The sequence below is a fragment of the Micromonospora sp. NPDC000316 genome (genome assembly GCF_042898885.1).
Taxonomy (GTDB): domain Bacteria; phylum Actinomycetota; class Actinomycetes; order Mycobacteriales; family Micromonosporaceae; genus Micromonospora.
Map to the genome: position 1 here is coordinate 1 of NZ_JBIAZG010000029.1, position 23,555 is coordinate 23,555.

At 68.0% G+C, this 23,555-nt stretch carries 18 protein-coding genes and 4 pseudogenes; 9 read left to right on the forward strand and 13 right to left on the reverse strand.

The window, feature by feature from the left end:
* Positions 1-76 precede the first annotated feature (76 nt).
* Entirely contained in the window at positions 77-736 is a 660-nt protein-coding gene (locus ACFY2Q_RS28775) for a hypothetical protein (protein ID WP_387135680.1), read from the forward strand.
* Between the two features lie 78 nt (positions 737-814).
* Here ACFY2Q_RS28775 and ACFY2Q_RS28780 read toward each other — a convergent pair whose 3' ends face one another.
* The 3 genes from ACFY2Q_RS28780 to ACFY2Q_RS28790 form a co-directional block, all read right to left on the reverse strand.
* Positions 815-1,531, reverse strand: a complete 717-nt coding sequence (locus ACFY2Q_RS28780; protein ID WP_387135682.1) for an alpha/beta fold hydrolase — start codon at positions 1,529-1,531, stop codon at positions 815-817.
* A 113-nt stretch (positions 1,532-1,644) separates the two neighbouring features.
* A protein-coding gene (locus tag ACFY2Q_RS28785; RefSeq protein WP_387135684.1) for an IS3 family transposase occupies positions 1,645-2,879 on the reverse strand; the annotation gives its coding sequence in 2 pieces (ribosomal slippage) (positions 1,645-2,600 and positions 2,600-2,879; 1,236 coding nt in all).
* A gap of 2,223 nt (positions 2,880-5,102) precedes the next feature.
* Positions 5,103-6,416 (reverse strand): S8 family serine peptidase, encoded by a 1,314-nt coding sequence (locus ACFY2Q_RS28790; RefSeq protein ID WP_387135709.1) that lies wholly within the window; start codon positions 6,414-6,416, stop codon positions 5,103-5,105.
* A 613-nt stretch (positions 6,417-7,029) separates the two neighbouring features.
* On the opposite strand from ACFY2Q_RS28790, the gene ACFY2Q_RS28795 reads away from it, so the two are divergent.
* Positions 7,030-7,344: a hypothetical protein gene (locus ACFY2Q_RS28795; protein ID WP_387135686.1), complete on the forward strand. Its 315-nt coding sequence runs from the start codon at positions 7,030-7,032 to the stop codon at positions 7,342-7,344.
* Positions 7,345-8,098: 754 nt separating this feature from the next.
* On the opposite strand, the gene ACFY2Q_RS28800 is transcribed toward ACFY2Q_RS28795, so the two are convergent.
* From ACFY2Q_RS28800 to ACFY2Q_RS28830, 7 genes and pseudogenes are all read right to left on the reverse strand, one after another.
* On the reverse strand, positions 8,099-9,424 hold the full coding sequence (locus ACFY2Q_RS28800; RefSeq protein WP_387135688.1) for a glutaminase: 1,326 nt from the start codon (positions 9,422-9,424) through the stop codon (positions 8,099-8,101).
* Positions 9,405-9,818 (reverse strand): GNAT family N-acetyltransferase, encoded by a 414-nt coding sequence (locus tag ACFY2Q_RS28805; RefSeq protein ID WP_387135690.1) that lies wholly within the window; start codon positions 9,816-9,818, stop codon positions 9,405-9,407. Before ACFY2Q_RS28805 ends, ACFY2Q_RS28800 begins: the two co-directional genes overlap by 20 nt.
* Before the next feature lie 35 nt (positions 9,819-9,853).
* Positions 9,854-10,909, reverse strand: a complete 1,056-nt coding sequence (locus ACFY2Q_RS28810; RefSeq protein WP_387135692.1) for an alpha/beta hydrolase family esterase — start codon at positions 10,907-10,909, stop codon at positions 9,854-9,856.
* Between the two features lie 26 nt (positions 10,910-10,935).
* Positions 10,936-11,775 (reverse strand): alpha/beta fold hydrolase, encoded by an 840-nt coding sequence (locus ACFY2Q_RS28815; RefSeq protein WP_387135711.1) that lies wholly within the window; start codon positions 11,773-11,775, stop codon positions 10,936-10,938.
* Positions 11,776-11,937: 162 nt separating this feature from the next.
* Positions 11,938-12,765: pseudogene (locus tag ACFY2Q_RS28820) on the reverse strand (protein kinase); the annotation flags it as partial.
* Positions 12,762-13,481, reverse strand: coding sequence for an ABC transporter permease (locus tag ACFY2Q_RS28825; protein WP_387135694.1), 720 nt, complete (start codon positions 13,479-13,481; stop codon positions 12,762-12,764). The gene ACFY2Q_RS28825 and the pseudogene ACFY2Q_RS28820, both read right to left, overlap by 4 nt.
* Before the next feature lie 47 nt (positions 13,482-13,528).
* Entirely contained in the window at positions 13,529-14,407 is an 879-nt protein-coding gene (locus tag ACFY2Q_RS28830) for an ABC transporter ATP-binding protein (protein ID WP_387135696.1), read from the reverse strand.
* 187 nt (positions 14,408-14,594) lie between these two features.
* On the opposite strand from ACFY2Q_RS28830, the gene ACFY2Q_RS28835 reads away from it, so the two are divergent.
* From ACFY2Q_RS28835 to ACFY2Q_RS28845, 3 genes are all read left to right on the forward strand, one after another.
* Positions 14,595-17,333, forward strand: a complete 2,739-nt coding sequence (locus ACFY2Q_RS28835; RefSeq protein ID WP_387135698.1) for an ATP-binding protein — start codon at positions 14,595-14,597, stop codon at positions 17,331-17,333.
* A 172-nt stretch (positions 17,334-17,505) separates the two neighbouring features.
* Complete coding sequence (locus tag ACFY2Q_RS28840; protein ID WP_387135700.1) at positions 17,506-17,820, forward strand: GNAT family N-acetyltransferase; 315 nt, start codon at positions 17,506-17,508, stop codon at positions 17,818-17,820.
* A gap of 9 nt (positions 17,821-17,829) precedes the next feature.
* Positions 17,830-18,108 carry a (4Fe-4S)-binding protein gene (locus tag ACFY2Q_RS28845; protein ID WP_387135702.1) on the forward strand — a complete coding sequence of 93 codons (279 nt, stop codon included), beginning with the start codon at positions 17,830-17,832 and terminating at the stop codon, positions 18,106-18,108.
* A gap of 160 nt (positions 18,109-18,268) precedes the next feature.
* Here ACFY2Q_RS28845 and ACFY2Q_RS28850 read toward each other — a convergent pair whose 3' ends face one another.
* Both ACFY2Q_RS28850 and ACFY2Q_RS28855 read right to left on the reverse strand, forming a co-directional pair.
* Positions 18,269-19,339 (reverse strand): integrase core domain-containing protein, encoded by a 1,071-nt coding sequence (locus tag ACFY2Q_RS28850; protein WP_387135704.1) that lies wholly within the window; start codon positions 19,337-19,339, stop codon positions 18,269-18,271.
* A gap of 327 nt (positions 19,340-19,666) precedes the next feature.
* A pseudogene (locus ACFY2Q_RS28855) lies at positions 19,667-19,918 on the reverse strand (transposase family protein); the annotation flags it as partial.
* Positions 19,919-20,236: 318 nt separating this feature from the next.
* On the opposite strand from ACFY2Q_RS28855, the gene ACFY2Q_RS28860 reads away from it, so the two are divergent.
* A complete protein-coding gene (locus ACFY2Q_RS28860; RefSeq protein WP_387135706.1) occupies positions 20,237-21,484 on the forward strand; it encodes an IS110 family transposase in 1,248 nt (415 codons plus the stop codon).
* Positions 21,485-21,492: 8 nt separating this feature from the next.
* Here the strand turns inward: ACFY2Q_RS28860 and ACFY2Q_RS28865 are convergent.
* A pseudogene (locus ACFY2Q_RS28865) lies at positions 21,493-21,885 on the reverse strand (transposase family protein); the annotation flags it as partial.
* Here ACFY2Q_RS28865 and ACFY2Q_RS28870 point away from each other — a divergent pair.
* From ACFY2Q_RS28870 to ACFY2Q_RS28880, 3 genes and pseudogenes are all read left to right on the forward strand, one after another.
* On the forward strand, positions 21,875-22,126 hold the full coding sequence (locus ACFY2Q_RS28870; RefSeq protein WP_387135716.1) for a hypothetical protein: 252 nt from the start codon (positions 21,875-21,877) through the stop codon (positions 22,124-22,126). The pseudogene ACFY2Q_RS28865 and the gene ACFY2Q_RS28870 overlap by 11 nt on opposite strands.
* 128 nt (positions 22,127-22,254) lie before the next feature.
* Positions 22,255-22,491, forward strand: a pseudogene (locus ACFY2Q_RS28875) (nucleotidyltransferase domain-containing protein); the annotation flags it as partial.
* A gap of 305 nt (positions 22,492-22,796) precedes the next feature.
* A complete protein-coding gene (locus ACFY2Q_RS28880) occupies positions 22,797-23,090 on the forward strand; it encodes a transposase (RefSeq protein ID WP_387135713.1) in 294 nt (97 codons plus the stop codon).
* The last annotated feature ends 465 nt before the right edge of the window (positions 23,091-23,555 follow it).

The following is a 23,555-nucleotide window of genomic DNA, read 5'->3' on the forward strand; positions in this document are numbered from 1 at the left end:
ACCTGAACGTCCACCGACACGACCGACTCGGCGGGCTTCTACATGAGTACGAGAATGCGGCCTGACCAGCCCGGATATGGTTTTCGGCACCCGCAACGTCACCCACCGAGTCCACCAACGCCACCTGATCCGCGGCTTCCTGCTCTGGGCTATCGAACATCACCACCTGCCCCGGCACCTCATCACGCACCGGGTCTCATTCCAGCCCGGATCCGCTCTCACCCAACAGCGCCGCCTGGCCCTGCTGCACCGCTACCTCAGCGACGACACCGCCCCCACGCCGGCCCGGACAGCAGCGGTGCTGACGCTGCTCTACGCCCAACCCTTGAGCCGCGTCCAGCACCTCACCCACGACGACCTGCTCGACATCGACGGCGAGCCGCACCTACGTCTCGGCGAACCACCCAGCCCGCTCCCACCCGCCGTCGCGCAACTACTAGACCGCCTGATCAACGAGCGCCGCGACGACCAATGGCTGTTCCCCGGCCGACTACCCTGCCAGCCCGTCGCCTACAACACCCTGCACCGATGGCTACGCCGGCTCCAGTTCCCACTCGTCGAGGCCCGCGTCTCCGCGCTGCGCCAGCTCGTGCTCCAAGCACCTGCACCGGTCATCGCCGACGCACTGGGTTTCCATCGAACCACCACCACCCGCCAGCACGCCTACGCTGGCGCCACCTGGAGCCACTACGTCCCTAGCAGGAAGATGACGACCCGGCCCTTTCCTGCCGACTGAATCGCCTACCTACACGGCAGTGATCGTAATAGAAGGGCTGGGCCAGCCCGGAGCCGCAGTTGCCGCGGAGCTCCCTCGTCAGATCCTCGTTCGGTGCAGCCAGTCCTGGGTCAGCGACCGCAGCAGCGCGGGTTGTTCGAACGGCAGGTAGTGTCCGGCCGCGTCAACCACTGTGAAAGTGCCTCGGGGATAGTGGCGCATAGAGCGGAACTGGTCGGCATAGCCGACTATCCCGTCCTGGCGCCCGGTGATCACGCTGACCGGACCGCCGAAGACGATGTCGGCATCCTCGTCGGGAAGCGCGAAGTCACGGCCCCCTCGTAGCTCTTCTTGGAACTTCTCATCGCCAGGCCCGCCCGAGTGCAGGGCCGAGAGCACCGTCGCGACGACAGTCGACGTGCGATGACCCAAAGCCACGTCAAGGTGTGGGCGCAGTTCGGCGGGAGCGCCGTCCAGCCAACCCGTGGGTGCTTCGGGCGGCTCAAACTCAGGCAGTGCCCGGCCTTCTAGCGAGATTTTGACGCCCGGGCAGACGAGGAGCAGGCCGCGGACAATCTCGGGCCGCTGGCGCGCGATCCCGGCGGCGAGGTAGGCGCCGTAGGACGCACCAGCCAGCAGGACCGGCGCGCCGACGTGGCGGTCGAGCCACTCGCACACGGTGTCCAGCATCGCCTGGGACGCGGCTGGGCAGTTCGCTGGAGAGTCTCCGTGGCCGGGCAGATCCAGGTACACCTCGCGCAGGCCGGCACCTGCGAATGCAGGGGTGAAGGCGGCAGCCATGGCGGCGCGCGTCATGCCAAACATCGGAAGGCACGCGACGACCGGTCCAGCTCGCCCTGATTCATCAACCGCTATGTTCATGTCAAGATCCCAACAAGTGTCAAGCCCCGGGTTTGATGGAGAGTTGGTTAGCTGGTTTCCAGGGGTGCGGTGACCGGGTGGGTCATCGCGTGTAGGGCCTCGTGTTCGGCGGGCGGGACGTGTCCGAGTTCGCCGTGTAGGCGGCGGTTGTTGTACCAGTCGATGTACTCGACGGTGGCCATTTCCAGGTCGTCGAGGCGGCGCCACGGACCTCGGTTGCGGACGAGTTCGGCCTTGTAGAGCGAGTTGAACGCCTCGGCCATGGCGTTGTCGTACGAGTCGCCCTTGGAGCCGACCGAGGCGACGGCGCCGGCCTCGGCGAGCCGCTGGCTGTAGCGAATCGCTCGATACTGGACTCCCCTGTCCGAGTGATGGACCAGTTTACGCAGGTCAGCGCCCTGACTCTCACGGCGCCAGATCGCCATCTTCAGCGCGTCGAGAGCCAGATCCGCGTAGAGCGACGTGGACACCTGCCAGCCGACGATCATGCGGGAGAACACGTCGAGGACGAACGCGGCGTACACCCAGCCCACGGCGGTGCGCACGTAGGTCAGGTCGGCGACCCACAGCTGGTTCGGATGTTCCGCGGTGAAGTCCCGTCTGACCAGGTCAGCGGGGCGGCCGGTCTCAGCCGCCGGCCGGGTCGTGCGCGGTGACTTGTCGCGCAGCAGCCCGCGTAGCCCGGCCTGGCGCATCAGCCGCTCGACGGTGCACCGGGCCACCGGCATGCCACGCCGGCGCAGCTCGTGCCAGATCTTGCGTGCCCCGTAGACGCCGTAGTTGTCCGCGTGGACCTGCTCGATCATCGCGGTCAGCTCCTCATCGCGCCTCGATCGTGCGCTGGCGGGGCGGGTCTTGGCGGTGTAGTAGGTCGACGGTGCGATCTGTGCCGGCGTGCCTTCGAGCGCCTGCAGGACCGGCTGGACACCGTGTTCGGCCTTCTGGGAGTCGACGAAGCCGACCCTCACCGCGACGGACGGTCCAACTCCGCCGCGAAGAAAGACGCCGCGGAGCGCAGGATCTGATTCGCCCGACGCAGCTCACGCACCTCCCGTTCCAGAGCGGCAAGGCGTTCCGCGTCGCTGCTGGTAGTACCCGGACGCTGGCCGGCGTCGGTCTCGGCCTGCTTCACCCACGTCCGCAACGCCTCCGGATGGACTCCGAGCTGGTCGGCAATCCGCCGGATCGCGCCGATCGTGCTGGCCGGATCCCGGCGGGCCTCGATCACCAACCGGGTCGCACGCTCACGCAGCTCATCGGGGTACTTCTTCGGTGCCGGCATAGCTTGATCTTCTCCCAGGTTTCGATATGTCCATCAAACCCGGTACGGGACACCGACTTGCAGGCTCTCCGCCTGAACTGTCCTGTCCAACAGTGCATCCTGTCTTCGCCGAGGGCTTCCCGGCCACCGACTTCCATCGTTTACCGCCAGTTTGGAGGGTCGAAGATCACGGCGGACAAGGACCTGGTGGGGCGGGCCAACCGCAGGAAGTGGAGACCGTTCGAGCCCGCTGGTGACCGCCGAAGGTACGGGCTACTGGCACGTGGATGGCACGGATGACCTTCGCATTACGAGTCGGCTGCCCGGCGCTGGTTCGCCGCCTAGTCATCGCGCTACACCTGGTGTCCGGGTCCGTCAATCGTCCGTCGATGATCGCTGGTTCGGCTGCTCACTTGGCTGGACACAGACTGTCAACAGGTGCCGGAGGCTGGCGAACTGAGGTTCCCCCGGTTTGCCGGAGGGTTGGTTACCTGGCGCCGGTGGGTCAGGCTGAACGAGGACGCCCGTACCAGCCGATGCCCGTTGAGCCGGGGAATCGAGAGCGGCGCCTCGTTGAGGATCGTGGCCGCTGCTGACGCCTGTAGAGGGGCGCGTGGCGGTCACGGTGATCGACGGGGATGATCGTTTCGTGGTTCGCCGGCGGGCTGAGCCTTGGTCAGTCGTAGGCCTTCGCCGAGGCTTTCGACGCCGAACTCGACGCCACGGCCGCCGTCGAGGAACACACCACTATGTGGGCGCCCCGTTTGGCGGCTGCCGGTGAGGACATGCTGAAGGACCTGGACCTGCTCGGGCAGCGTTTCACCGCCATCGTGGAGCGTATCGGGTTGGACGCGGACTCTGAGTCGTCGCCGAACTGGGTGGCACGTGCCATCGCAGATCACTTCTCGGGACGGCGGCGATCCCCGTGGCGGCACGTGGCCGAGGTCTCGGCTAGCGGACCTCCTCGTCGGGCAGTCGTAGGCCTTCCAGCCTGGCGGTGTCCGGCGAGGTGAGCCGCGGGCGGCATCTCTGAGGAGGGTCGGGGTTCGGGGCGTAGCCCCTAGGTCTTCGTGGTCCTGGTCGTCCCCAAGCGTGGTCGGCCGGCCCGGCCGATGCCGGCCGAAGGTCGCCAGCAGGCCGGGGCCGGCCGGCGCGGCCCGCTTGCGGGCCGCCTTGATCCAGAGAACGAGCCATTCGGCAGCCATCCCGGCTGGACACTTGAGACTTGACCGTCGGTCAAGCAGCGCTAGGCACGCTTCAACTTGACTGATCTTGGTCCCCAGAACGGCGAAAGGGCCGACCCGACTTCCGGATCAGCCCTCTGACCTGCGTCGGGACGGCCGGATTCGAACCGACGACCCCTTGACCCCCAGGACGATTTGCTAAGCGTTCCCGCACGTCACGCACGCTGTCCCCAAGATCAGGGCGTGTAGTCGAGGCCATGTCGTCCACCATCGCGCACGACGTGTGGTCCCCTCGTGGTCCCCGCTGGCACGTCCAAGAGTTGAGCGCCGTTGACTGTCGCCACACGCCCCATCGGACACTGAGCGGGCACGCCTCGCTCCCCTGCTTTGCAAAGATCAAGACTACTGTCGGCCGGCGTCGATCATTGCCGATGACCTGCTCGCGGTGCTGGCCACCGTCGGCCCCGGACCGTGTACAACGGCCGGCTTGGCTGGTACGGATGGCTGTACAGCCACCTTCTGATCCGTAGCCAGAAGGGGAAGGTGAGCCTGACCTGCACTTATGTCAGTTTGCCCGGATTTACTATGTTGCATTGTCGACGGAACGTGACGCTAGACGGCAGTTCCGTCGCCCAAGGTGCCCCCCGGGGGCACGGTTCCTGCGGTCCAGGTCCGGTGCCCGCATCTTGATCTGCTGGCGGGCTATCCGCCGCTCGGCGTGTTTGACTTGCCAGGTCCTCGATCACCACCGACGGGTTGCCGCCGCAGCGGTCGGCTTCCATGGCCACCGACATGCCGTCGGCGGGATGCCCGTTGCCCGACCACCACTCGCTCTAGCCGTCAAACGGACACCTGCCGCCTGCGCTGCGGTCTCGCCACCTGTCCGCCGAGGTCTTCATCATCCGGTGGATCATCCCGCCCGGTACGGATCCGACCCGATCCGAGCCAGTCGCCTGGGCGGATCTCACCGAAGGCTACCTCTGGTCGCTCTTCGTTACCGTCGACCAGCATCAGCGGCGGACGTCCCCCAGAAGGTACGAGACACCCCGCCCGCTGAGGATCAGCTAAGCCCCTCGACTTCGGCTACGACTGGCACGGTGAGTTGTACGGCGATCGGTGAGTACAGGTCGACGTCCTGCGTGGCTGTGCGAAGCGAGACGATGAGGCTGTAGCGCAGGGGTAGGTTTGCTCGGTCGGCGCGTTTGTTGTTCTTCCACCAGCCTCCGACCGGATGTACGGCGATGAGGCTGCAGTCGGCGAGAGCCGCGCCATCTCCTTCCCAGATGTCTTGGTGGAGTGAGCCAAGGTCGCGCTGGTTACCCCCGACAAGCCAGCGTTCCGATCCGCTGGGTGGGCGGGCGCCTGCTTCCTCGTCCTGCGCTTCGCGATTGATGCGCGCGACAAAGGCATCGACGGGCTCGAGGGGTGCATTCAGCTCGAACCTTAAGCCGTGGGAGGCGTAGGCGTAGCGCCGACGCCAGCCTCGTCGGGATGCAGTCGGTTCGATGAAGTAGGACAAGGTGACGCGGAGTTGGACGGTTGCCTCGGCGAGTTCGCGAAGCGTCTCAGCCGGCCACGGCAGCCGGTGCAGCCGAAAGCGTCGGGCAGCGTGGTCTCGGCCGTCGAACGGAACGAATTCGTCCTGGGTCACGAGGGTGACAGCGTTGGTGTTGGAGGCGAGGACCGAATTTTCGGTTGGTACGCCCCAACCGTAGCGGCGCAGCATCGTCTGCCGGACAGCCTTCGTTGTTGCGCCCTGCACGTCGGCTTTCATGGCCGGCGTCCACTCGGCCGCATGGACCAGCAGGCCTCGAATAGTCTCCGGCCAGTAGGACGGATACGCCGCCATGGCCTTCGCCGCGAGTCGGGCCGCTTGCGCCGTAGCGGCACTCGTGGCGTTCGCCGAGGCGAGGGCGAGGTCGTCCCGGGCCGAGGTGGTACGGACACACACAATCGGATGTTTGTCGTGAAAGTCGACGCCGTCACTGAGGACGTTGCCACCCTCCATACAGATATCCGGTTTGATTGGCCAGGCTCGGCTGGCGAAGGACACCGACGTGCGGCTATGCGGGGAGAGTTCGCCTTCGCCGGCGAGCGCCGTCCAGTTGTCGAAGGTTGGGTCCGTCGGAGGCGCGGTCAGCTCGGTGTATGCGCCCACGGTGAGCGCGTTCCAAGCATGCGCCGGGTCCTCAATCTCCGAGATGTCGCATAGTTCTCGGTGGTCAAGCCCCCGCGGCCGGTCACGCACGTTGCCAGCCGAGATCAGGAACAAGCGGGCGGCGCTGAAATCGGGCTGACCGAGGAGCGCAATCCCAGTGTCGGACTGACCGATGTCGGTGCCAAAACCTGTCGCACCTGCTGTGAGCTGGGGAATCGCGAGTTTGGGGCACCGTCGTGGTCATGGTGTTCCAACTGAGCTATCTGGTCACGGTTCGCATGTTCGACGCCCTGCTGTACGCGGCTCGGAGCGACAAGGTCGTGCTTGCGGAACTGTTGGCCCTGCGTCATGAGGTGGCGGTGCTGCGCCGTCAGGTCCGGGGCCGGCCGCGGCTGTCCTGGCCGGACCGGGCGATCCTGTCGGCGCTGTCCCGCTTCCTGCCGCGCGTGGTCCGTGTCCGTCGGATCGTGACCCCGGCGACGCTGCTGGCCTGGCACCGACGGCTGGTCCAACGCCGCTGGACCTACCCCCACCGTGGTGGCCGACCACCGGTCAGCGATGAGATCCGCGAACTCATCCGCCGGATGGCCCGGGACAACCCCCGCTGGGGCAACAAGAGGCATCCACGGCGAACTGCTCGGACTGGGCCACCGCGTCGGTCTCGGCACCATCCGTCGAATCTTGGCCAAAGGCCGCCTCGGCCCCGCACCCCGCGACACCGACACCTCCTGGCGGAGGTTCCTGCGTACCCAGGCCACCGGCCTACTGGCCGCCGACTTTCTTCCACGTAGATACCGTCTGGCTACGCCGTCTGTACGTGCTGGTCGTCATGGAGCTCGCCATCCGACGGGTCCACCTGCTCGGCGTGACCGACCACCCGAGCCAGGCATGGGTCACCCAGCAGGCCCGCAACCTCCTCATCGACCTAGGCGAACGCACCAGCGACTTCCGGTTCATGATCCGCGACCGCGACACCAAGTACGCCTTATCGTTCGACGCCGTACTCGCAGACGAGGGCGTGCAGGTGGTGAAGACGCCACCGCGTACACCGACGGCGAACTGTTTCGTCGAACGATGGGGCCGCAGCATGCGCGAGGAGTGCACCGACCAGGTCCTGGTTCACGCCAGCGGCATGCCAGGGTAGTGCTGACCGAGTATGTCCGACACTTCAATGACCATCGGCCCCACCAGGGGCGCGGGCAGATACCGCTAACCGTGAGCCGGGCATCGTGACGCCGATCGAGGGCGTTGTCCGACGCCGCCGACGACTCGGTGGCGTCATCAACAAGTACCACCGTGCCGCATAAACCGATCTACGAATCCGCAGGTCAAAGACCGGAACCTCGTTTTGGCACCCTACAGGCACCGCCAGCTTCGACAGCAACCGGGCCGCCCCACGCCCGGCCAGCTCTCGGGCCACCGTACCGACCAGCGCCTGAGACATCACATTTGTCGGGCTGACAGGATTTGAACCTGCGACCCCTTGGAGCCGTCAGCCACCTCGCCGACGTCTCCGATCAAGTCGGAAAACCTGCGATCCACTCGTAACGAACGGGTTTGGGGCCCGCGGACACCTCTCACCCTAGCCCGTCAGATACCGCTCGTTCTCACGGTTTCTGGAGGGTAAGTGGAGGGGTGTCGAATCCGGGGGAGGCCTCAGCCAAGCAGGTATCCCGGGCTGCCCCGACTCTGCTCGAAGGTGAACGCGGATGCGTTGGGACAGGCGCCTCGCGCCGGTGGGCCGCTCCCCCCGGGAGAGAGTCGAACCCTCCTGCGATCGAACTGATACGCCGAGATCCGATTGGCTGGCGACATAGGGCACACACGCGGTGGGCCTCATCTTGCCCACGACAACCCGGCGAACCGCAACGCGGCTTGGAGTCATGTCCCCAGCCGGTTCACTCTCCCGAACTTGACCTCTTGGGGCGGGTCACAGACACCCGCTGTTCCTGCACGGCCACTTCGTCGAGGTCCCGCACGACGGTGACCTGGCCGCCGTCGCCCGGATCGGGGTCAGGGAGGACCGACTCCGGGTCCAGGAGGTAGACCACATGACCTTCCAGCGTCAGCCGCCGCACCACCTCCAGCAGCATCCTGCGGGCCACGTCGTCGATCGAGTGGACCATCGTGAGGTCCAGGACGACCCTCGCTTCCGCGAGAGCAGTGTTCACGATCTCCCGCACCACTCTCTCGGCGCCGGCGAAGCGGATCCCGCCCTGCAGCGCGAAGACGTGGATCGCGTCCGGTCCCGCGCCGACGACGTGGCTGGAGCGCACGACCGCGCGCGCCATCGGCGGCACCTCCATCACGTGCAGCCCCATGTCGGCGGAGAACCGCTCGAACAGGGACACGCCCCGCACGCTGGTCCCGTGGGGGTCCAGTCGGGGCGAGAACGTCGCGATGCCGATCTGGCCGGGAAGGGCCCCGATCAGTCCCCCGGCGACACCGCTCTTCGCCGGGATGCCCACCTGGGTGGCCCAGTCGCCGGCGGCGTCGTACATGCCGCAGGTGGCCATCACGCTCAGCACCTGGCGCACCACCGGCTCCGGCACCACGCGCTCGCCCGAGCGCGGGTTGACCCCACGGTTGGCCAAGGTCGCTGCCATCAGTGCGAGGTCGCGTGCCGTGACGAGCAAGGAGCACTGCCGGGTGTAGCCCTCGACGACCGTGGCCGGGTCCTCGGTGAGTACGCCGTGGCTGCGCAGCAGGTGTCCGATGGCGAGGTTGCGGTGCGCGTTCGCCAGCTCCGATGCGCACACCGCCTCGTCGACCTCCAGCCGGCGTCCGGCGAACGCCGAGAGACCGCTGACCACCCGCTCCAGCCGCTCCCCCGGCTCCAGCCCCGGAACCCCTGCCAGGGAGTGCGTGGTGATGGCACCCGCGTTGATCATCGGGTTTCGCGGACGCCCGGTGCCGTCCTCGAGGGAGATCTCGTTGAACGCCTCCCCGGACGGTTCCACACCCACCTTGGCCACCACCGCGTCGAAGCCCCTGTCGGCGAGGGCGAGCGCGTAGGTAAACGGCTTGGAGATCGACTGGATGGTGAACTCGACATCGCTGTCCCCCGCGCCGTAGACGACGCCGTCGACGGTGGCGAAGACCGCGGCGAGGCGATCGGGATCGGCCGCCGCCAGCTCCGGGATGTATCCCGCCCGCACACCGGACGTGTCCGGCGCGACGTCCTCGAGCGCCTCGATCAGGTAGTCAGGAATCGGTGATCGCATGGCCTTCCTCTGCCCGAACGGCGTGGGTGACGAGCTGGAGGTCGGCAGGTCTCGGCCGACGGAACTTGCCGCCCATCGCGACGAACTCATCGCCATGTTCTTTTAGGTGGGCCGCGAACAGCGGGCAGACGGGGACGACGGTGATGTTCGTCCGAATGCTGTCTTCGAGCACTCCGCGGACGAGCAGTCGCGCCAGGCCCCGCCCGCCGAACTTTCGGTCCACTTCGGTGTGGAAGAAGATCCGCTCACCGTCCACCGCGGGAGGACGCACGAAGTCCGCCCGACCGACGACGGATCCGTCGGCAAGGTTCACCGTGTAGGTGCCGACGGGGCGAACGTCCTCGAGCCTGATCGTCACAGACGCATCGGTGTCGTCCTTGATCTGCTGAGTCATGTGATCGCCTTCTTCTCTCATGGTCGTGATGGCACTCATCGTGGTGCTGAGCCTTGCGGGTGGCGCTTGGCGAACTCCCAGAGGAGGACGCTGGCGCCCGGGCCCGAGCGATCGGTGAAGAGACCCTCGCCCGCGGCACCCGGCCAGGCATGTCCCATGCCGTGGACGAGGTACAGCTCGACCACGGACCTGCCGTCGGGCGTCGAGACTGCGGTGTGCCTGTACGTGCGCCTGTCGGGTCCCGGATCCACCCAGGTCGTCTCCTCGACTAGGTCCAGGCTGGTGTTGAGCAGGCCGTCGTCGACGAGATCGTGCACGGCCGTCCAGTGCTCGACGAGACGGGTGGCCACCAGCGGCGGGACGACGTCGTCGTCCTCGCCCTGGATCACCAGCATCGGCACCCGGCGTGCCCGGTCGCCCATCTGGGACCACGCCTGGCGCGCGGTGTACGCCGACGGCGTGGAGCCGGGATCGTCGGGGTCCACCTGGTTCAGCCCGTACTCCCCTCCCGCCACCGACGTCACCGTCGCGAACACGTCGGGATGGGTCACCGCGAGGATGACGGCGGTCCCTGCGCCGGACGACGCACCGGCGACGTGCACGCGATCCGGGTCCGCGTCGTACTCCTCGACCACCTGCCGGGCCACGCCCGCCAGCAGCGCAGGCTCTCCGGCGTGACGGTGTTGTTCTCGCGGGTCATCAGAGTTCCAGCAGTTGACTGCACTGCGGAACATCCGCTGCGTCGGGTAGACGACGATGAAGCCCTCACGGTCGGCCAGGTCGTTGAGCTGCGTGGTGGCCTTCATCGAGTTCCACCCGTAGCCCGTCATCGCGCAACCGTGGATGGCCATCACCACCGGGAGCCGTGCCCTCCCGTCGTGCTGCGGGGGAACGTGGACCTGGTAGCGCTGGGAGCCGGCGTCGCTCTCGTAGACGTGGTTGCGATCTCCTTCCCCCATCGACCAGGGCGGGCCGAACTGGATGACGACAGCGGCCAGGGCGAACAACGACACGACCACCAGCCCGGCGGCCGGGACGATCAGGGGCCATTGCCGCCGGCCGGACCCGGGGTCGCGGTCCGACGCAGTCATGTGTGCTCCTCTCCCCTTGGCGCTGCTCAGCCGAGGAAGGTGCGCAGGGCGAGGTTGACCTCGTCGGCGTGCGTCCAGAGCAGGCCGTGAGGGGCGCCCTCGACCTCGACGTAGTCGGCGTCCGGGACGAGGTCCCGGAAGCGCCGGGCGGTGGCGTCGATCGGCAGGATGTTGTCTGCGGTGCCGTGGAGGATCAGCGTCGGCAGGCCGGCGGCGCGGACCGCCTCGACGTCGTCACGGAAGTCCTCGATCCAGCTCGGGACGACCGCGTAGGCGGCGACAGGGGCGCTGGTTGCGGCGGTGCTCCAGTTCGCCCGCACGACCTCCTCGCTGATCCGCGAACCGAGGGTCTCGTCGAGGTTGTAGAAGTCCCGGTAGAACTGGGCGAACCAGCTGTAGCGATCCCCCTTGGCCGCGGCGACGATGTCGTCGAAGACCTGCTGCGGCACGCCGTCGGGGTTGTCGTCGCGCTGCACGAGGAACGGCTCGAGGGAGGCGAGGAAGGCGAGCTTGGCGACGCGCTCCGTGCCGTACGCCGAGACGTAGCGGGCGAGTTCACCGGTGCCCATCGAGAACCCGACCAAGACGACGTCGCGGAGGTCGAGCGTCTCGAGCACGGCGGACAGGTCGGCGGCGAACGTGTCGTAGTCGTAGCCGGTGCCGACCTTGGTGGACTGGCCGAAACCGCGGCGGTCGTAGGTGATCACGCGATACCCGGCGGCGAGCAGCTCGCGCGTCTGGCGCTCCCAGCTGTGCCCATCAAGCGGATACCCGTGGATGAGGACGACGGGCTGCCCCGCGCCCTGGTCCTCGTAGTAGAGCTCGATGGAGGTGCTGTTCTCGTTGCCGACGTTGATGAATCCCATGGTGTGGTCCTTGTCTCGTTGTGTGTCCGGTGGTGTGGTCAGCACGCGACCTGGGCCAGGCCGGCGTGGTGCCCACGGCGAGTGCGACGCGCGCGTCGTTGCCGAAGGTGCTTGCGAGTGCCCCGTTGGGGACAGGCTGTGTGTCCTCACTGCGGACAGGAGGGCTCGAATGAAGGAGGTCGCGTCCTGGAACCGGTCGTCCCGATCCTTGGCGAGAGCCTTCGCGAGCACCGCATTCAGTGCCGGAAGGTCGGTTCGGACCAGCACTGGCTGCTCGTGGAGGTGCTGGTACACCACGCAGACGGGATCGTCTCCGACGAACGGTGGCTTTCCGGTCAGCAGCTCGTAGAGCACGCAGCCCGCGGAGTAAAGGTCCGTGCGGGCGTCGACGGTCTCTCCGCGGGCCTGCTCCGGGGAGACGTAGGACGGGGTCCCGAAGAGCCCGGAATCCTGACTCAGGGTGGCAGCTGGATGCCCACTGGCACTGGAGAGACCGAAGTCCACGACCTTCACGGCACCCTCCGGCGTGACCATCACGTTGGCGGGCTTGATGTCGCGATGGACCACACCGGCCCGATGGCTGCACTCGAGCGCCGAGAGGATCCCCAGCTGGTACTGGATGGTCTCGTTGAGCGTGGGCAGGCGCATCCTGATCAGGTCCCGCAGGGAGTGCCCCGCGACGTACTCCATGACGATGACCGGGACCCGGACCGTGTTCGCAGAGCCTGTGTCGAGCTCCTCGTGGCCGGTGTCGTAGACGGCGACGATCGCAGGATGGCGCAGTCCTGCCATCGTCAACCCTTCGCGCCGGAACCGGGTCCGGGACACGGGATCGCGCGCGAGGTCGGCGCGCAGCACCTTGATGGCAACCGCACGGCCCGTGACGACGTCGTGACCACGGCGGACGTCCGACGTAGCGCCCCACCCGATGACGTCACCCACTTCGTATCGGCCGTCAATGACTGCGTCCAGGCTCTTCCTTGGGCTCATCGTCGGGGCTCCCAGCGGAAGAGCCGCTTGGCCAGTGCGACCGCGACGAAGACCCAGGCCACGGTGGGGGCCAGCAGGGGAAGGGAGTCGGCGAGGGGAACTCCACCGTTCCAGGCGTTCATCACCAGCTCGGTGGCCGAGCCGCCGGGGAGGAGTCGCTTGAGGTAGGCGAGCTCCTCGGTACCGGAGATTCCTACCCAGCTGGCCACGGCGATCACCGCCAGGCTGATCGGCAAGGTGGTCACCTGGGCGTGCTCGGGGGAGTTCGTGAGGCCCGCAGTGGCGAGAGCCAGTGCCAGCATCATGGCCATCGTCGCCACGATCGCCACCGCCAGCAGCGGGATCTCGGCTGGGCTGGTGGTGACCACACCCAGCACGACCAGGATCGCGACCACCTGGACGAGGGCGATGACCGTGATCGGCAGGACCAGCCCGACGAGGATGCTCTGGTCGCTCGCGGCGGTCGAGCGCAACCGCTTGAGGAAGAGGTTCTGCCGGCGTGCGGCCAGCGTGGTCACCGCGGTGGTGTAGAGCCCGAAGGCCAACACGGTGAACATCACGATCGCAGCGACGTAGCCGAGGCTGGCGAGATCGGCGAAGGTCTCGTGCTGGTAGACGAGGTAGGCGCCGACCGCGACCGGGATGACCAGTCCGCTGACCATGACCAGCCGGTTCCGGAAGATCTGTGTCAGCTCACTGCGAGCGATCTCGAGCATGGGGTGATTCCTTTCAGGATGGGGCGACGTGGTCTTCGGTGCTGGGCTCATGCGGCGTCGATGGACCGGAAGACGTCATCGAGGCGGGTCGGCCCGGCCGTAAGGTCCTGCAGCTCCACATCGGTGTCGTGCGCCCAGCCCAGGAGCCGGTAGAGGTCTGCCTGCAGGTTGAACGTCTCGACGTGGAAGGAGCCGTTGCGCGCACCCACGATCGGCGGCTCGGGCGCGCCGGGCGGCAGCGCGAAGCTGATCACCGCCGGCATCGCCTGCGTCAGCTCGTGCACCGTGCCCTCCCGGCGGAGCGTGCCCTCGTGCATCAGCCCGATCCGGTCGGCGCGCTGCTGCGCCTCCTCCAGGTAGTGGGTGGTCAGCACGATCGTGGATCCCTCTTCGCGCAGCCTGTCCACGGCGGCCCAGAGCGCGTCCCGTGACTGGATGTCCAGGCCCGTGGTGGGTTCATCGAGGATGACCAGCTCGGGCCCGCCGTACACGGCCGTGGCGAAGTCGAGGCGACGCTTCTCGCCACCGGAGAGCTGGGAGACCCTGGTGCCCTTCTTGCGGGTGAGGCCGGCGACATCGAGCACCCGGTCCACGTCGTCCCTGCGCCCGCTCAACGCGCCGATGAGGCCCACCGACTCCCGCACCGTCAGATCCGGGGAGAAGCCGCTCTCCTGCAGCATGATCCCCAGTCGGGGCCGGACCGCGTCCCGGTCCTGCGGGCTCTCACCGAAGATCCGCACCGTGCCGGACGCGGCCGTGCGGTGTCCTTCGATGACCTCCAGGGTCGAGGTCTTGCCGGCCCCGTTGGTGCCGAGGAGGGCGTAGAGCTCGCCGCGCTCGACCTGGAATGAGAGGTTTTTCACTGCGGAAAAGTCCGCGTACGTGACGTTCAGGTGGGAGACGTCGATGACAGGGCTGGCAGACATCGGGATCCTTCGGGTCGAGGTTTCGGTGTCATCAGGCTCGCCCCGACGGCGGCCCCTTCGCGTCGGTGAAAGTCCCGTAGGTGATCGCTGTATCGTTGCTCGTCAGGGACGGGATGCGAGTCGCGGACCCACGTCGGGTCGGTGATACTCACCAACTCCCAACCGAGGACCGGCGGTGGACTCAAACGTGACGAACCTTCTGGGCCGGCGCGAGGAGCGCGAGACGCTCGAGCACGTGCTCGCCGGGGCGCACTCTGGTCGCGCCGGAGTACTCGTCGTGCACGGGGAAGCGGGCATCGGCAAGACCGCGCTGGCCGAGCACGCCTGCGCCACGGCATCCCGCTCGGGGTTCAGGGTTGCGCGCGCTGTCGGGGTGGAGGCCGAGGCGCAGTTCGCGTTCGCGGGTCTGCACCAGCTGTGCGGACCGATGCTGGACCGCGCCAGCGCATTGCCCGACCCGCAGCAGGCCGCCCTCGGCGTGGCGTTCGGGCAACGGGCCGGCGCCGCACCGGATCCGTTCCTGGTGGGGCTAGCGATCCTCCACCTGCTGGCCGAGGTGGCCGAGGAGGCACCGCTGCTGTGTCTGATCGACGATGCGCAGTGGCTGGACGAGGCGTCGGCGCAGGTCCTGGCGTTCGTGGCGCGGCGGGTGGCAGCCGAGCGACTGGCGTTGGTGTACGCGGTCCGCGACTCCGGCACAGGCGACACCCACCCTTTCTCGAGCCTGCCTGCGCTGCGCCTCGAGGCGCTGGGCGAGAAGGAGGCCCGCGCCTTGTTGGCCTCTGCGTTCCACACCACCCTGGACGCCGCAGTGTGCGAACGGATCGTCGCGGAAGCGCGCGGCAACCCCCTGGCCCTGCTGGAGCTGCCGCGCAGCATGCAGCTGGCCGGCGGGTTCGAGCTGCCGGACGCGGCGAGCATCCCGCGCCGCATCGAGGACAGCTTCCAACGCCGTTCGGCGAGCCTCCCGGTGGAGACGCAGCTGCTGTTGCTGACCGCCGCAACCGAACCGACCGGAGACGTGGCGCTGCTGTGGCGTGCGGCCGCACACCTCGGGATCGAACCCGAGGCGGCCGCACCGGCCGAGAATGCCCGGTTGCTGGAGATCGGCGCCCGGGTGCGGTTTCCTCATCCACTGGTGCGCTCGGCGGTCTACCGCGCCGCCAAGCCCCCGGACAGGCGCCGCGTGCACCGCGCGCTGGCCGCCGTCACCGACCCGGTGTCCGACCCCGACCGGCGCGCCTGGCACCACGCCCAGGCGGTGCTGGGCACCGACGAGCGCGCCGCCGCCGAGCTGGAGCGCTCTGCTGGTCGGGCTCGTGCCCGTGGCGGGTTGGCGGCTGCGGCTGCGTTCCTGCAGCACGCGGCCGAGCTGACCCCCGATCGTGCCGTCCGAGCGACGCGGGCCCTCGCCGCCGCACACGCCAAGCACGACGCCGGCGCATCCGAAAAGGCTCTGGAGCTGCTGGCCGTCGCCGCGGCCGGGCCACTGGACGCCCTCCAGCACGCCCGGCTCGAGCTGCTACAGGCTCAGATCGCGTTCCACACCAAGCGTGGGAGCGACGAGCCGAAGACGCTTCTCGAGGCTGCCAGAACGCTGGGCCCACTGGACGCCGCGCGCGCACGCGAGGCCTACGTGCAGGCGTTCGAGGCTTCCTTGCACGCTGGTCGGTTCGCCGCGCGAGGCAGCGGGTTGCGAGAGGTGGCCAAGGCTGCCCAGGACGCGCCCCCGCCGCCGTCCCCGCCCCGGCCAGTAGATCTGCTGTTGGACGGGCTGACCACGAGGTTCACGCACGGCTACGAGGCAAGCGTTCCATCCCTGCAGCGGGCGCTCGAAGCCGTCCGACATGACGATTCGGGACCAGACCTCGACAACGGTCGCTGGCTGTGGCTTGGCTGCCATGTATCGGTGATGCTGTGGGACGACGAGTCGTTCCATGCCCTGGCCAGCAGAGCCGTCCGGCTCGCCCGCGAGACAGGCGCGCTGTCCACACTTCCCGCTGCGCTCGATGTCATGGCTGTCTATCTGGCGCTGACCGGCCAGCTCTCCCGTGCCGGTGAGCTCCTCTCGGAGGCGGATGCGATCTCGCGGGCGACCGGAGCCCGGCCGCTTCCCAACGCCCGCTTCTTACTGGCCGCCTGGCGCGGCCGGCAGCCTGAGGCCTCGGACCTCATTGCCGCGGTTGTCGCGGACGCGACCACGCGGGGTGAGGGCACCACGCTCGGCTCGAGCCAGGTCGCACTGGCTTACCTGTACAACGGCCTGGGCAACTACGACGCGGCTCTCGCCGCCGTGACACCGCCTTGGGAGTACGACGAACTCCCGCACAGCACCAATGCGGTCCCCGAGTTCATCGAAGCGGCGTCCCGTGCCGGTGAGCCGGAGCACGCGGCCGCGGCGTTGGCGCAGCTCAGCTCCCGGGCCCACGCCAGTGGGACGCAGTTCGCGCTGGGGCTGGCCGCGCGCTCACGTGCGCTGACCATCGCCGGCCCCGACGCCGAGGAGCACTACCACGAGGCCATCGAACGGCTCAGCAACTGCCGGTGGGTCCCCCACCTCGCCCGCGCCCACCTCGTCTACGGCGAGTGGTTGCGCCGCGAGGGCCGCCGTCAGGACGCCCGAGAACAGCTCCGCACGGCCCACCAGTTGCTCTCGGACATGGGCTGGGAGGCGTTCGCCGAGCGGGCCGCCCGAGAGCTGCGCGCCACCGGTGAGCATCCCCGCAAACGGACCGCGCAGCCGACTGATGCCCTCACCGCGCAGGAGGTGCAGATCGCGCGGCTGGTGGCCACCGGAGCGACCTCCCGGGAGGTCGCTGCGCAGCTGTTCCTCAGCCCCCGCACGATCGAGGCCCACCTCCGCAACATCTTCCCCAAGCTGGGCATCACCTCTCGCCGACACCTCAAGGAGATCCCGCTTCCCTGACCGGTCAGGCTGCCCAAGGTTCGAACCAGGTTCGAACCGGGCTCGGCAGGACTAGGCAGGACTCCCGGACGCGAGCAGGCCGTCTGCTGCGCAACTCTGAGACATCGCAGAGATGCGCACCATCGAGGCACACGACCTCGTCCATCCCCCTTCGGCCAGGAGGCCCACGACCATGTCCCTCGGCGTCAGCGTGATCAGGAATCCGGACCGGCGGCGGTACGAAGCCGCCCTCGACGAGACGACGGTCGCCGGGTTCGTCGACTTCCAGGAGGCCAGCGCGCTCGTCGTACTGACCCACACCGAGGTCGACCCGGCCTTCGAGGGTCGAGGAGTCGGCAGCGCCCTGGCCCGCGCCGCTCTCGACGACATCCGCGAACGACACCTGAAGGCACTGGTGATCTGCCCCTACATCCTCGGTTGGATGCGCAAGCACCCCGAGTACCGGGAGTTGCTCTTCAACGCGCCACCGTCCAAGGTCAGCGACTAGGTGACTGACATGACCGACGCGACCTCTCCCGGCCGACGTGGCCCGGCGCCGATGCGCCCCTCCCCCAAGACCTACACCGGCCCCCTGGTGGACGTCTCCTTCGACGCAGCGTTGTGCCGGCACGCGGCGGAGTGCGTGCGCGGCATGCCCGAGGTGTTCATGCCCAGCAGGCGACCGTGGATCGACCCCACCCGGACCGACACCGATGTCACCGCCCAGACCCTGCGGGACGTGATCGCCCGTTGCCCCAGCGGCGCACTGCGCGTGGTCGAGCACGAGCGCCGGTGAAGAGTTCGAGGCGCATGCGCCGTGGGCGATGGTCCGGAGACGCGCCAGAGCCTGTACCGTTCGGAAACTCGGTTATGGCCTGTGAAGTGCGGTTTTGGCGGTGTAGAGCTTGGGTCGACCTGGGTCGGAGTTGCCGCCCCGTTGGATGACTTGGTTTCGGCTACGCGGCCTGTTCGTACTCGTTGATCAGCCCGTGGACGGCCTTCCTGCGTCGTACTCGGGCGGCATCCAGGTTGGTCACCGGGGCTGGGACTGTGTCGCGGTCAGGTGGGCGTTGTCCGCGGCCCTGATGCGGGCGATGCCGGTTGTAGTGCGGCAGGTATTCGGGCAGCACGGCGAGCAGATGTCGGGTGTTGTAGATCAGGATCCGGTCCAGGCACTCCCGCCGTACCGTGCGGACCCAGCGCTCTGCGAACGCGTTCGCTCGGGGCGCCTGCGGTGGTGTTCGGAGCACCTCGACACCCGCGGCGTGGAAGACGGTGTCGAACGCGGTGGTGTACTTGGCGTCCCGGTCCCGAATGAGGAACCGGAACTGGCCGGCTTGCTCGCCCAGGTCCATCATGAGGTTGCGAGCCTGCTGTGCCACCCACTCGCCGGTCGGGTTCGTGGTGGCGCCCAGGAGATGGACTCGCCGGGTCGTGATCTCCATCAGGAAAAGGACGTAGATGCGGGTCAGTCCGATGGTATCGACGTGTAGGAAGTCGCAGGCCAGGATGCATTTGGCCTGGGTGGTGAGGAACTCGGTCCAGGTCGGTCCCGCCCGTCGGGGAGCAGGGCCTGCACCGGCGGTGGTCAGGATCGCCCAGATCGTGCTGGCCGCGAGCCGGTAGCCCAGGCCAATCATCTCGCCCTGAATGGATGCGCAGGGCTGTGCGATCGCCGCCGGCACGTGGCCAGCGCAGTTCGTTTGTGTCGAGGCTGCGAGCTGCTTGGGCCATCGCGACGGCGTCCACGACGTCGCTCTTGCCACGGCGACGCCGGGTGGTGGCCGCAACGTCGGGGCCTCGGCGACGGTCAAGCCGGCTGCAGACAGCTGCTCGGTGAAGGTGGCGCCGTAGGAACCGGTGCCGTCGATGACGATCAGCGTTGGCGCCTGGTGGGTGTGGCGTTGGATCCAGTCGACGGCACGGCGCAGCCCTGACGGGCTGGTCGGGAACTGAGCCTGCTGCCCGAGTGCGCCGGTGCCAGCGGTGATCAGGGCGAGCGTGTGGGAGGCGGCGTGGGTGTCCACGCCGATGACGAAGTCGTACTGGTCTGCGACGATGGCCATTGCGGCGTACTGCCTTTCCGAGGAGACGTCGTGACGGCGTCGGCCCGGGAGATGTGTGCTCTCGAGGCAGGACTGTGATGAGCCACGATCCGCTGCGACGGACCGGGCAAGCTTCTGATCAAGCCACCGAGAGGGGCAGGGCCGGCGCCAGACCACGCACCGGATGGGCAGATCTCACTGAGAGCACCTCGTGGGGCCACCATTTTCATGAGCCACACCCAGCCGCGATCATGACGCTGACCCTGCCAGCCTCCCCAGGCCAGCCAACACCCACCTTCACAGCCCTTTTCATCTTGTGTAGCGGTCGTTCTCGACTCGGTGTAGGACGAGGATGGCCTGCACGATTGGGGTCGCTCGGCGTGGGCAGCAGCGCAGCTTGACCAGGATCTTCCAGGTCTTGAGGGTGGCGATCGCGCGTTCGCCTCGGGCGCGGATCTTCGCGTGGGCCCGGTTGACCGCCTTCTCCCGACTTGACAGTTTCGGCCGGTGGCTGTGGCGTTTGAACGGGGTACGCACGCTGCCGTGGGCGCCTTGGTAGCCCTAATGGGTGCAGAGCGGGTCGGGCTCTTGCTGCGACTCCTTTGGTATCCCCGGCGTCCGACGCCTCGCGATAAGGCGGGAGCTTCTGCGTGGCTCGGCCCGCTCTGCGGGAGCGGGTCCGTTTGGATCTGTTCGTGGTTCGAGCCCGCCAGCACGGAGCATCCCTCGGTTATTCGGGGCCAGGAGCCCTCGACGTAAGACGGGGAGCCGTGCCGGTCGCTGGGATCAAGGACGGCTCATCGGATGTCAGGCCATCGAGCCTTTCCATTAGGGCGCCGCGCGATCCCGGTCAGGGCAAGGACCAGCCCGAACCCCGGCATGGAGGACATATTGAAGGTCACCTGCGGTATCGACTGGGCCGAGAAGCACCACGACATCGCGCTCGTCGACGACAACGGCACCCTGGTAGCGAAGGCCCGCATCACCGAGTCCGTCGAGGGCTTCCAGACGCTTCTGGCGATACTGGCCGAAGCCGGCGACGACGGCGACTGCCCGATCCCTGTGGCGATCGAAACCCCGCGTGGCCTGCTGGTCGCAGCGCTTCGCGCCACCGGCCGCCCGATCTATCCGATCAACCCGATGGCCGTCGCCCGCTACCGGGAACGCTACTCGGCGTCGGGCAAGAAATCCGACCACGCCGACGCCGTCGTGCTGGCGAACATCTTGCGTACGGACATGCATGTGCACCGGCCGCTGCCTGCCGACACCGAACTCGCCCGCTCGATCGCGGTCCTCGCTCGCGCATGCCAGGACGCGACGTGGCGGCGCACCCGAGCCAGCAACGAGCTGCGGTCGCTGCTGCGCGAGTACTACCCAGCAATGCTCGAAGCGGCCGCCAACCGCAGCGGGAACCTGGCGACCCCGCTGACCCGAGCCATGCTCGAACTCGCCCCGACCCCCGCCGCAGCGATCACGCTGTCCAAAGCCCGCATCGCCGCCGCACTGCGCCGAGCCGGCCGCTCCCGCAACATCGACCAGGTCACCGCCGAGCTCCACGCGATCCTGCGCCAGCCCCACCTGCGCCAGGACCCGCTCGTCGAGCAAGCGATGGGCATCCAGGCACTGCGGCTGCTCGCCACGCTCACCACGGAGTGCGCAAGCATCGACCACCTCTCGGCGGCCGCCGAGACAGCGTTCCAGCAACACCCGGACTACGAGATCATCACCAGCTTCCCTGGCATCGCAGCCCAAGCCGGCGCACGGCTACTGGGCGAGATCGGCGACGACCGCACCCGCTTCGTCGATGCGCGATCGTTGAAGGCCTTCGCCGGCGCGGCCCCGGTGACGCGCGCGTCCGGCCGCAGTCTGGTCGTCTCCCAACGCCGAATCAAGAACGACCGACTTGCCGCAGTCGGATTCACCTGGGGGCTGTCAGCACTCAACCAGTCACCCGGCGCGCGAGCCCACTACGACCGACGCCGCACCGCAGGCGACGGTCACGCCGCCGCCTTCCGTCACCTGTTCAACCGCTTCCTCGGCTGCCTCCACCACTGCCTGAGAACACGGCAGCACTACCGAGAAACGACAGCCTTCCCAATGCCAGCCAAAGCCGCTGTCGCTGCTTGACAGCTACGCCCATCGGATGTCTTGTCCGCGAAGGTCATCACGTCGTGACTGGTCAGCGCGTCGATGATGCCGTGGGTGCGGGCGGCGGACACGTCATGCGTTGAGCCGGGTAGCGCGGGCGAGGCCCACACGAGCCGGCCGGCGGCATCGGCGATGACTTGCACGTTCACGCCGTGGCGTTTGTGTTTGCCCGAGTAGTACGGCTTCTGGTCGGCGACCCGGTCGATCGGGATCAGCGTGCCGTCCAGGATCGCGTACGCCAGGCGCCGGATGCGCGGCAGGACCGTGGCCAGGTCCTCGGCGGCTGTGGTGAGCAGGGTGATCGCTTCCTGCACGTACCGCCAGGCGGTGGCGACCCCGACTTCGAAGCCGGCGGCCAGTCGGGTGTAGGTGTCCCCGTTACTCGTCGTGCTCGATCCCGGAGCCGCATGGACACTGAGCGCCGCAGGCGTTGACGTCCCTTCCCTGCTCGTCGACCTGGCCGGCACCTACCCGCCGCCGACACGCAACCTGCTGCTGCGCGCCCGACGCCGGATTGGCCACCGAACACGCGGACACGACCTGGTCCGGCGCTACCAGCGCACGACGGGACGTCGTCCGGCCATTTCGAGCACGGCGGTCGCCGCGCTCATCATCGGCTGACCCCGCCGCCGCGGCGGCGCCCCCTCATCGGCCGGGAGTGTGACGGTCGTCCGCGGGTCCCCGCACGGCCGGCGGTGCCCGAGAACGGACGATTACCGTGATGGTTTCTCTGTTGGGAGACGCCAGTGATGACGGCCGAACTTTCGGTCCTGGAGCGGTTCGCGACCGCATTGCGGGCGATGGGCTGGATCAGCGATCTGCTGATCGCGGGATCGCTGGCAACTGGCGACTACGTCGCGGGCGTCAGCGATCTCGACCTGGTCGCGGTCACGGACGGCCCGGTGGATCTCGCGCGCCAGGCCGTGCTGGTGTCGCTGCATCGACGACTGGACCGCACGACGGGTAGGGGATTGAACCTGGGTTGCGCGAGCAGCTCGCTCTGCTGCGGATTCTGGTCGACCGGCGCCGCTCCCTCGGTGAAGACCACACCCGGATGGTGTCCCAGCTGCACCAACTGCTGCTGGAACTCATTCCAGGTGGGGCGAAGAAGAGCCTGTCCGCCGCCCAGGCCAAGGCACTGCTGGCCACCGTCCGGCCCCGTGACGCGGTCGGCAAGGCCCGACGGCGGGTCGCCGCGGAGCTGATCGGTGACCTCGAACGGATCTACCGACGCTCCAAGGAAGCAGACAAAGAGTTGAAGGAGCTGGTGGCCTCCACCGGCACCACATTGATGGACCTGCACGGCATCGGACCGTCCGGCGCCGCCCGGCTACTGGTCGAGGTCGGCGACATCACCCGGTTCCCGAACCGGGCCCACTTCGCCTCCTGGAACGGCACCGCCCCCATCGACGCGTCCTCCGGCGAACAGGTCCGACACCGACTCTCCCGAGCCGGGAACCGGCAGATCAACCGGGTACTGCACATCATGGCACCGTCCAGCTACGAAACCCCACCGACGGCCGCGCCTACTTCGACCGCAAGAAAGCCGCCGGCAAGACATCGATGGAAGCGATGCGCGCGCTGAAACGATGCCTGTCCGACATCGCCTACCGGGCCATGATCAACGACGCCACGGCGGCCATGGCAGCGGGCCCGGGAGGACAACAGGGAACGACAACTGACTCCAGCGTGACCGACTCGCATCCCCCAGCCGGCTCTTCGGAGAAGTCACTTCCCGGACCCGCCGAGACCCAGGATAGAACTCTCCTCCCCGCGGCGTCTTGACACAGAGGGGAGCCATGACAGTGCGCCACTGGCCGTCCCGGAAGGCAGTTTTCTCACGGGTGGGGGTGGTTGGTCGATCCTGGCGCGCCGCCACCGGCTGCTCCTGTCGGTGGGGGTCATCGGGGTGGCCTGCCACAAGGGTCGACGTGTGGTCGGCGGCAAGGCCGGTCCCCTGTCTGTCAGGCTGAGATGAGGCAGCCTTCCCGGTGCGGCTAGGCTTGCCGGGAGACAGGAAGAGGATCATCGTGACACTACCCAGTACGCC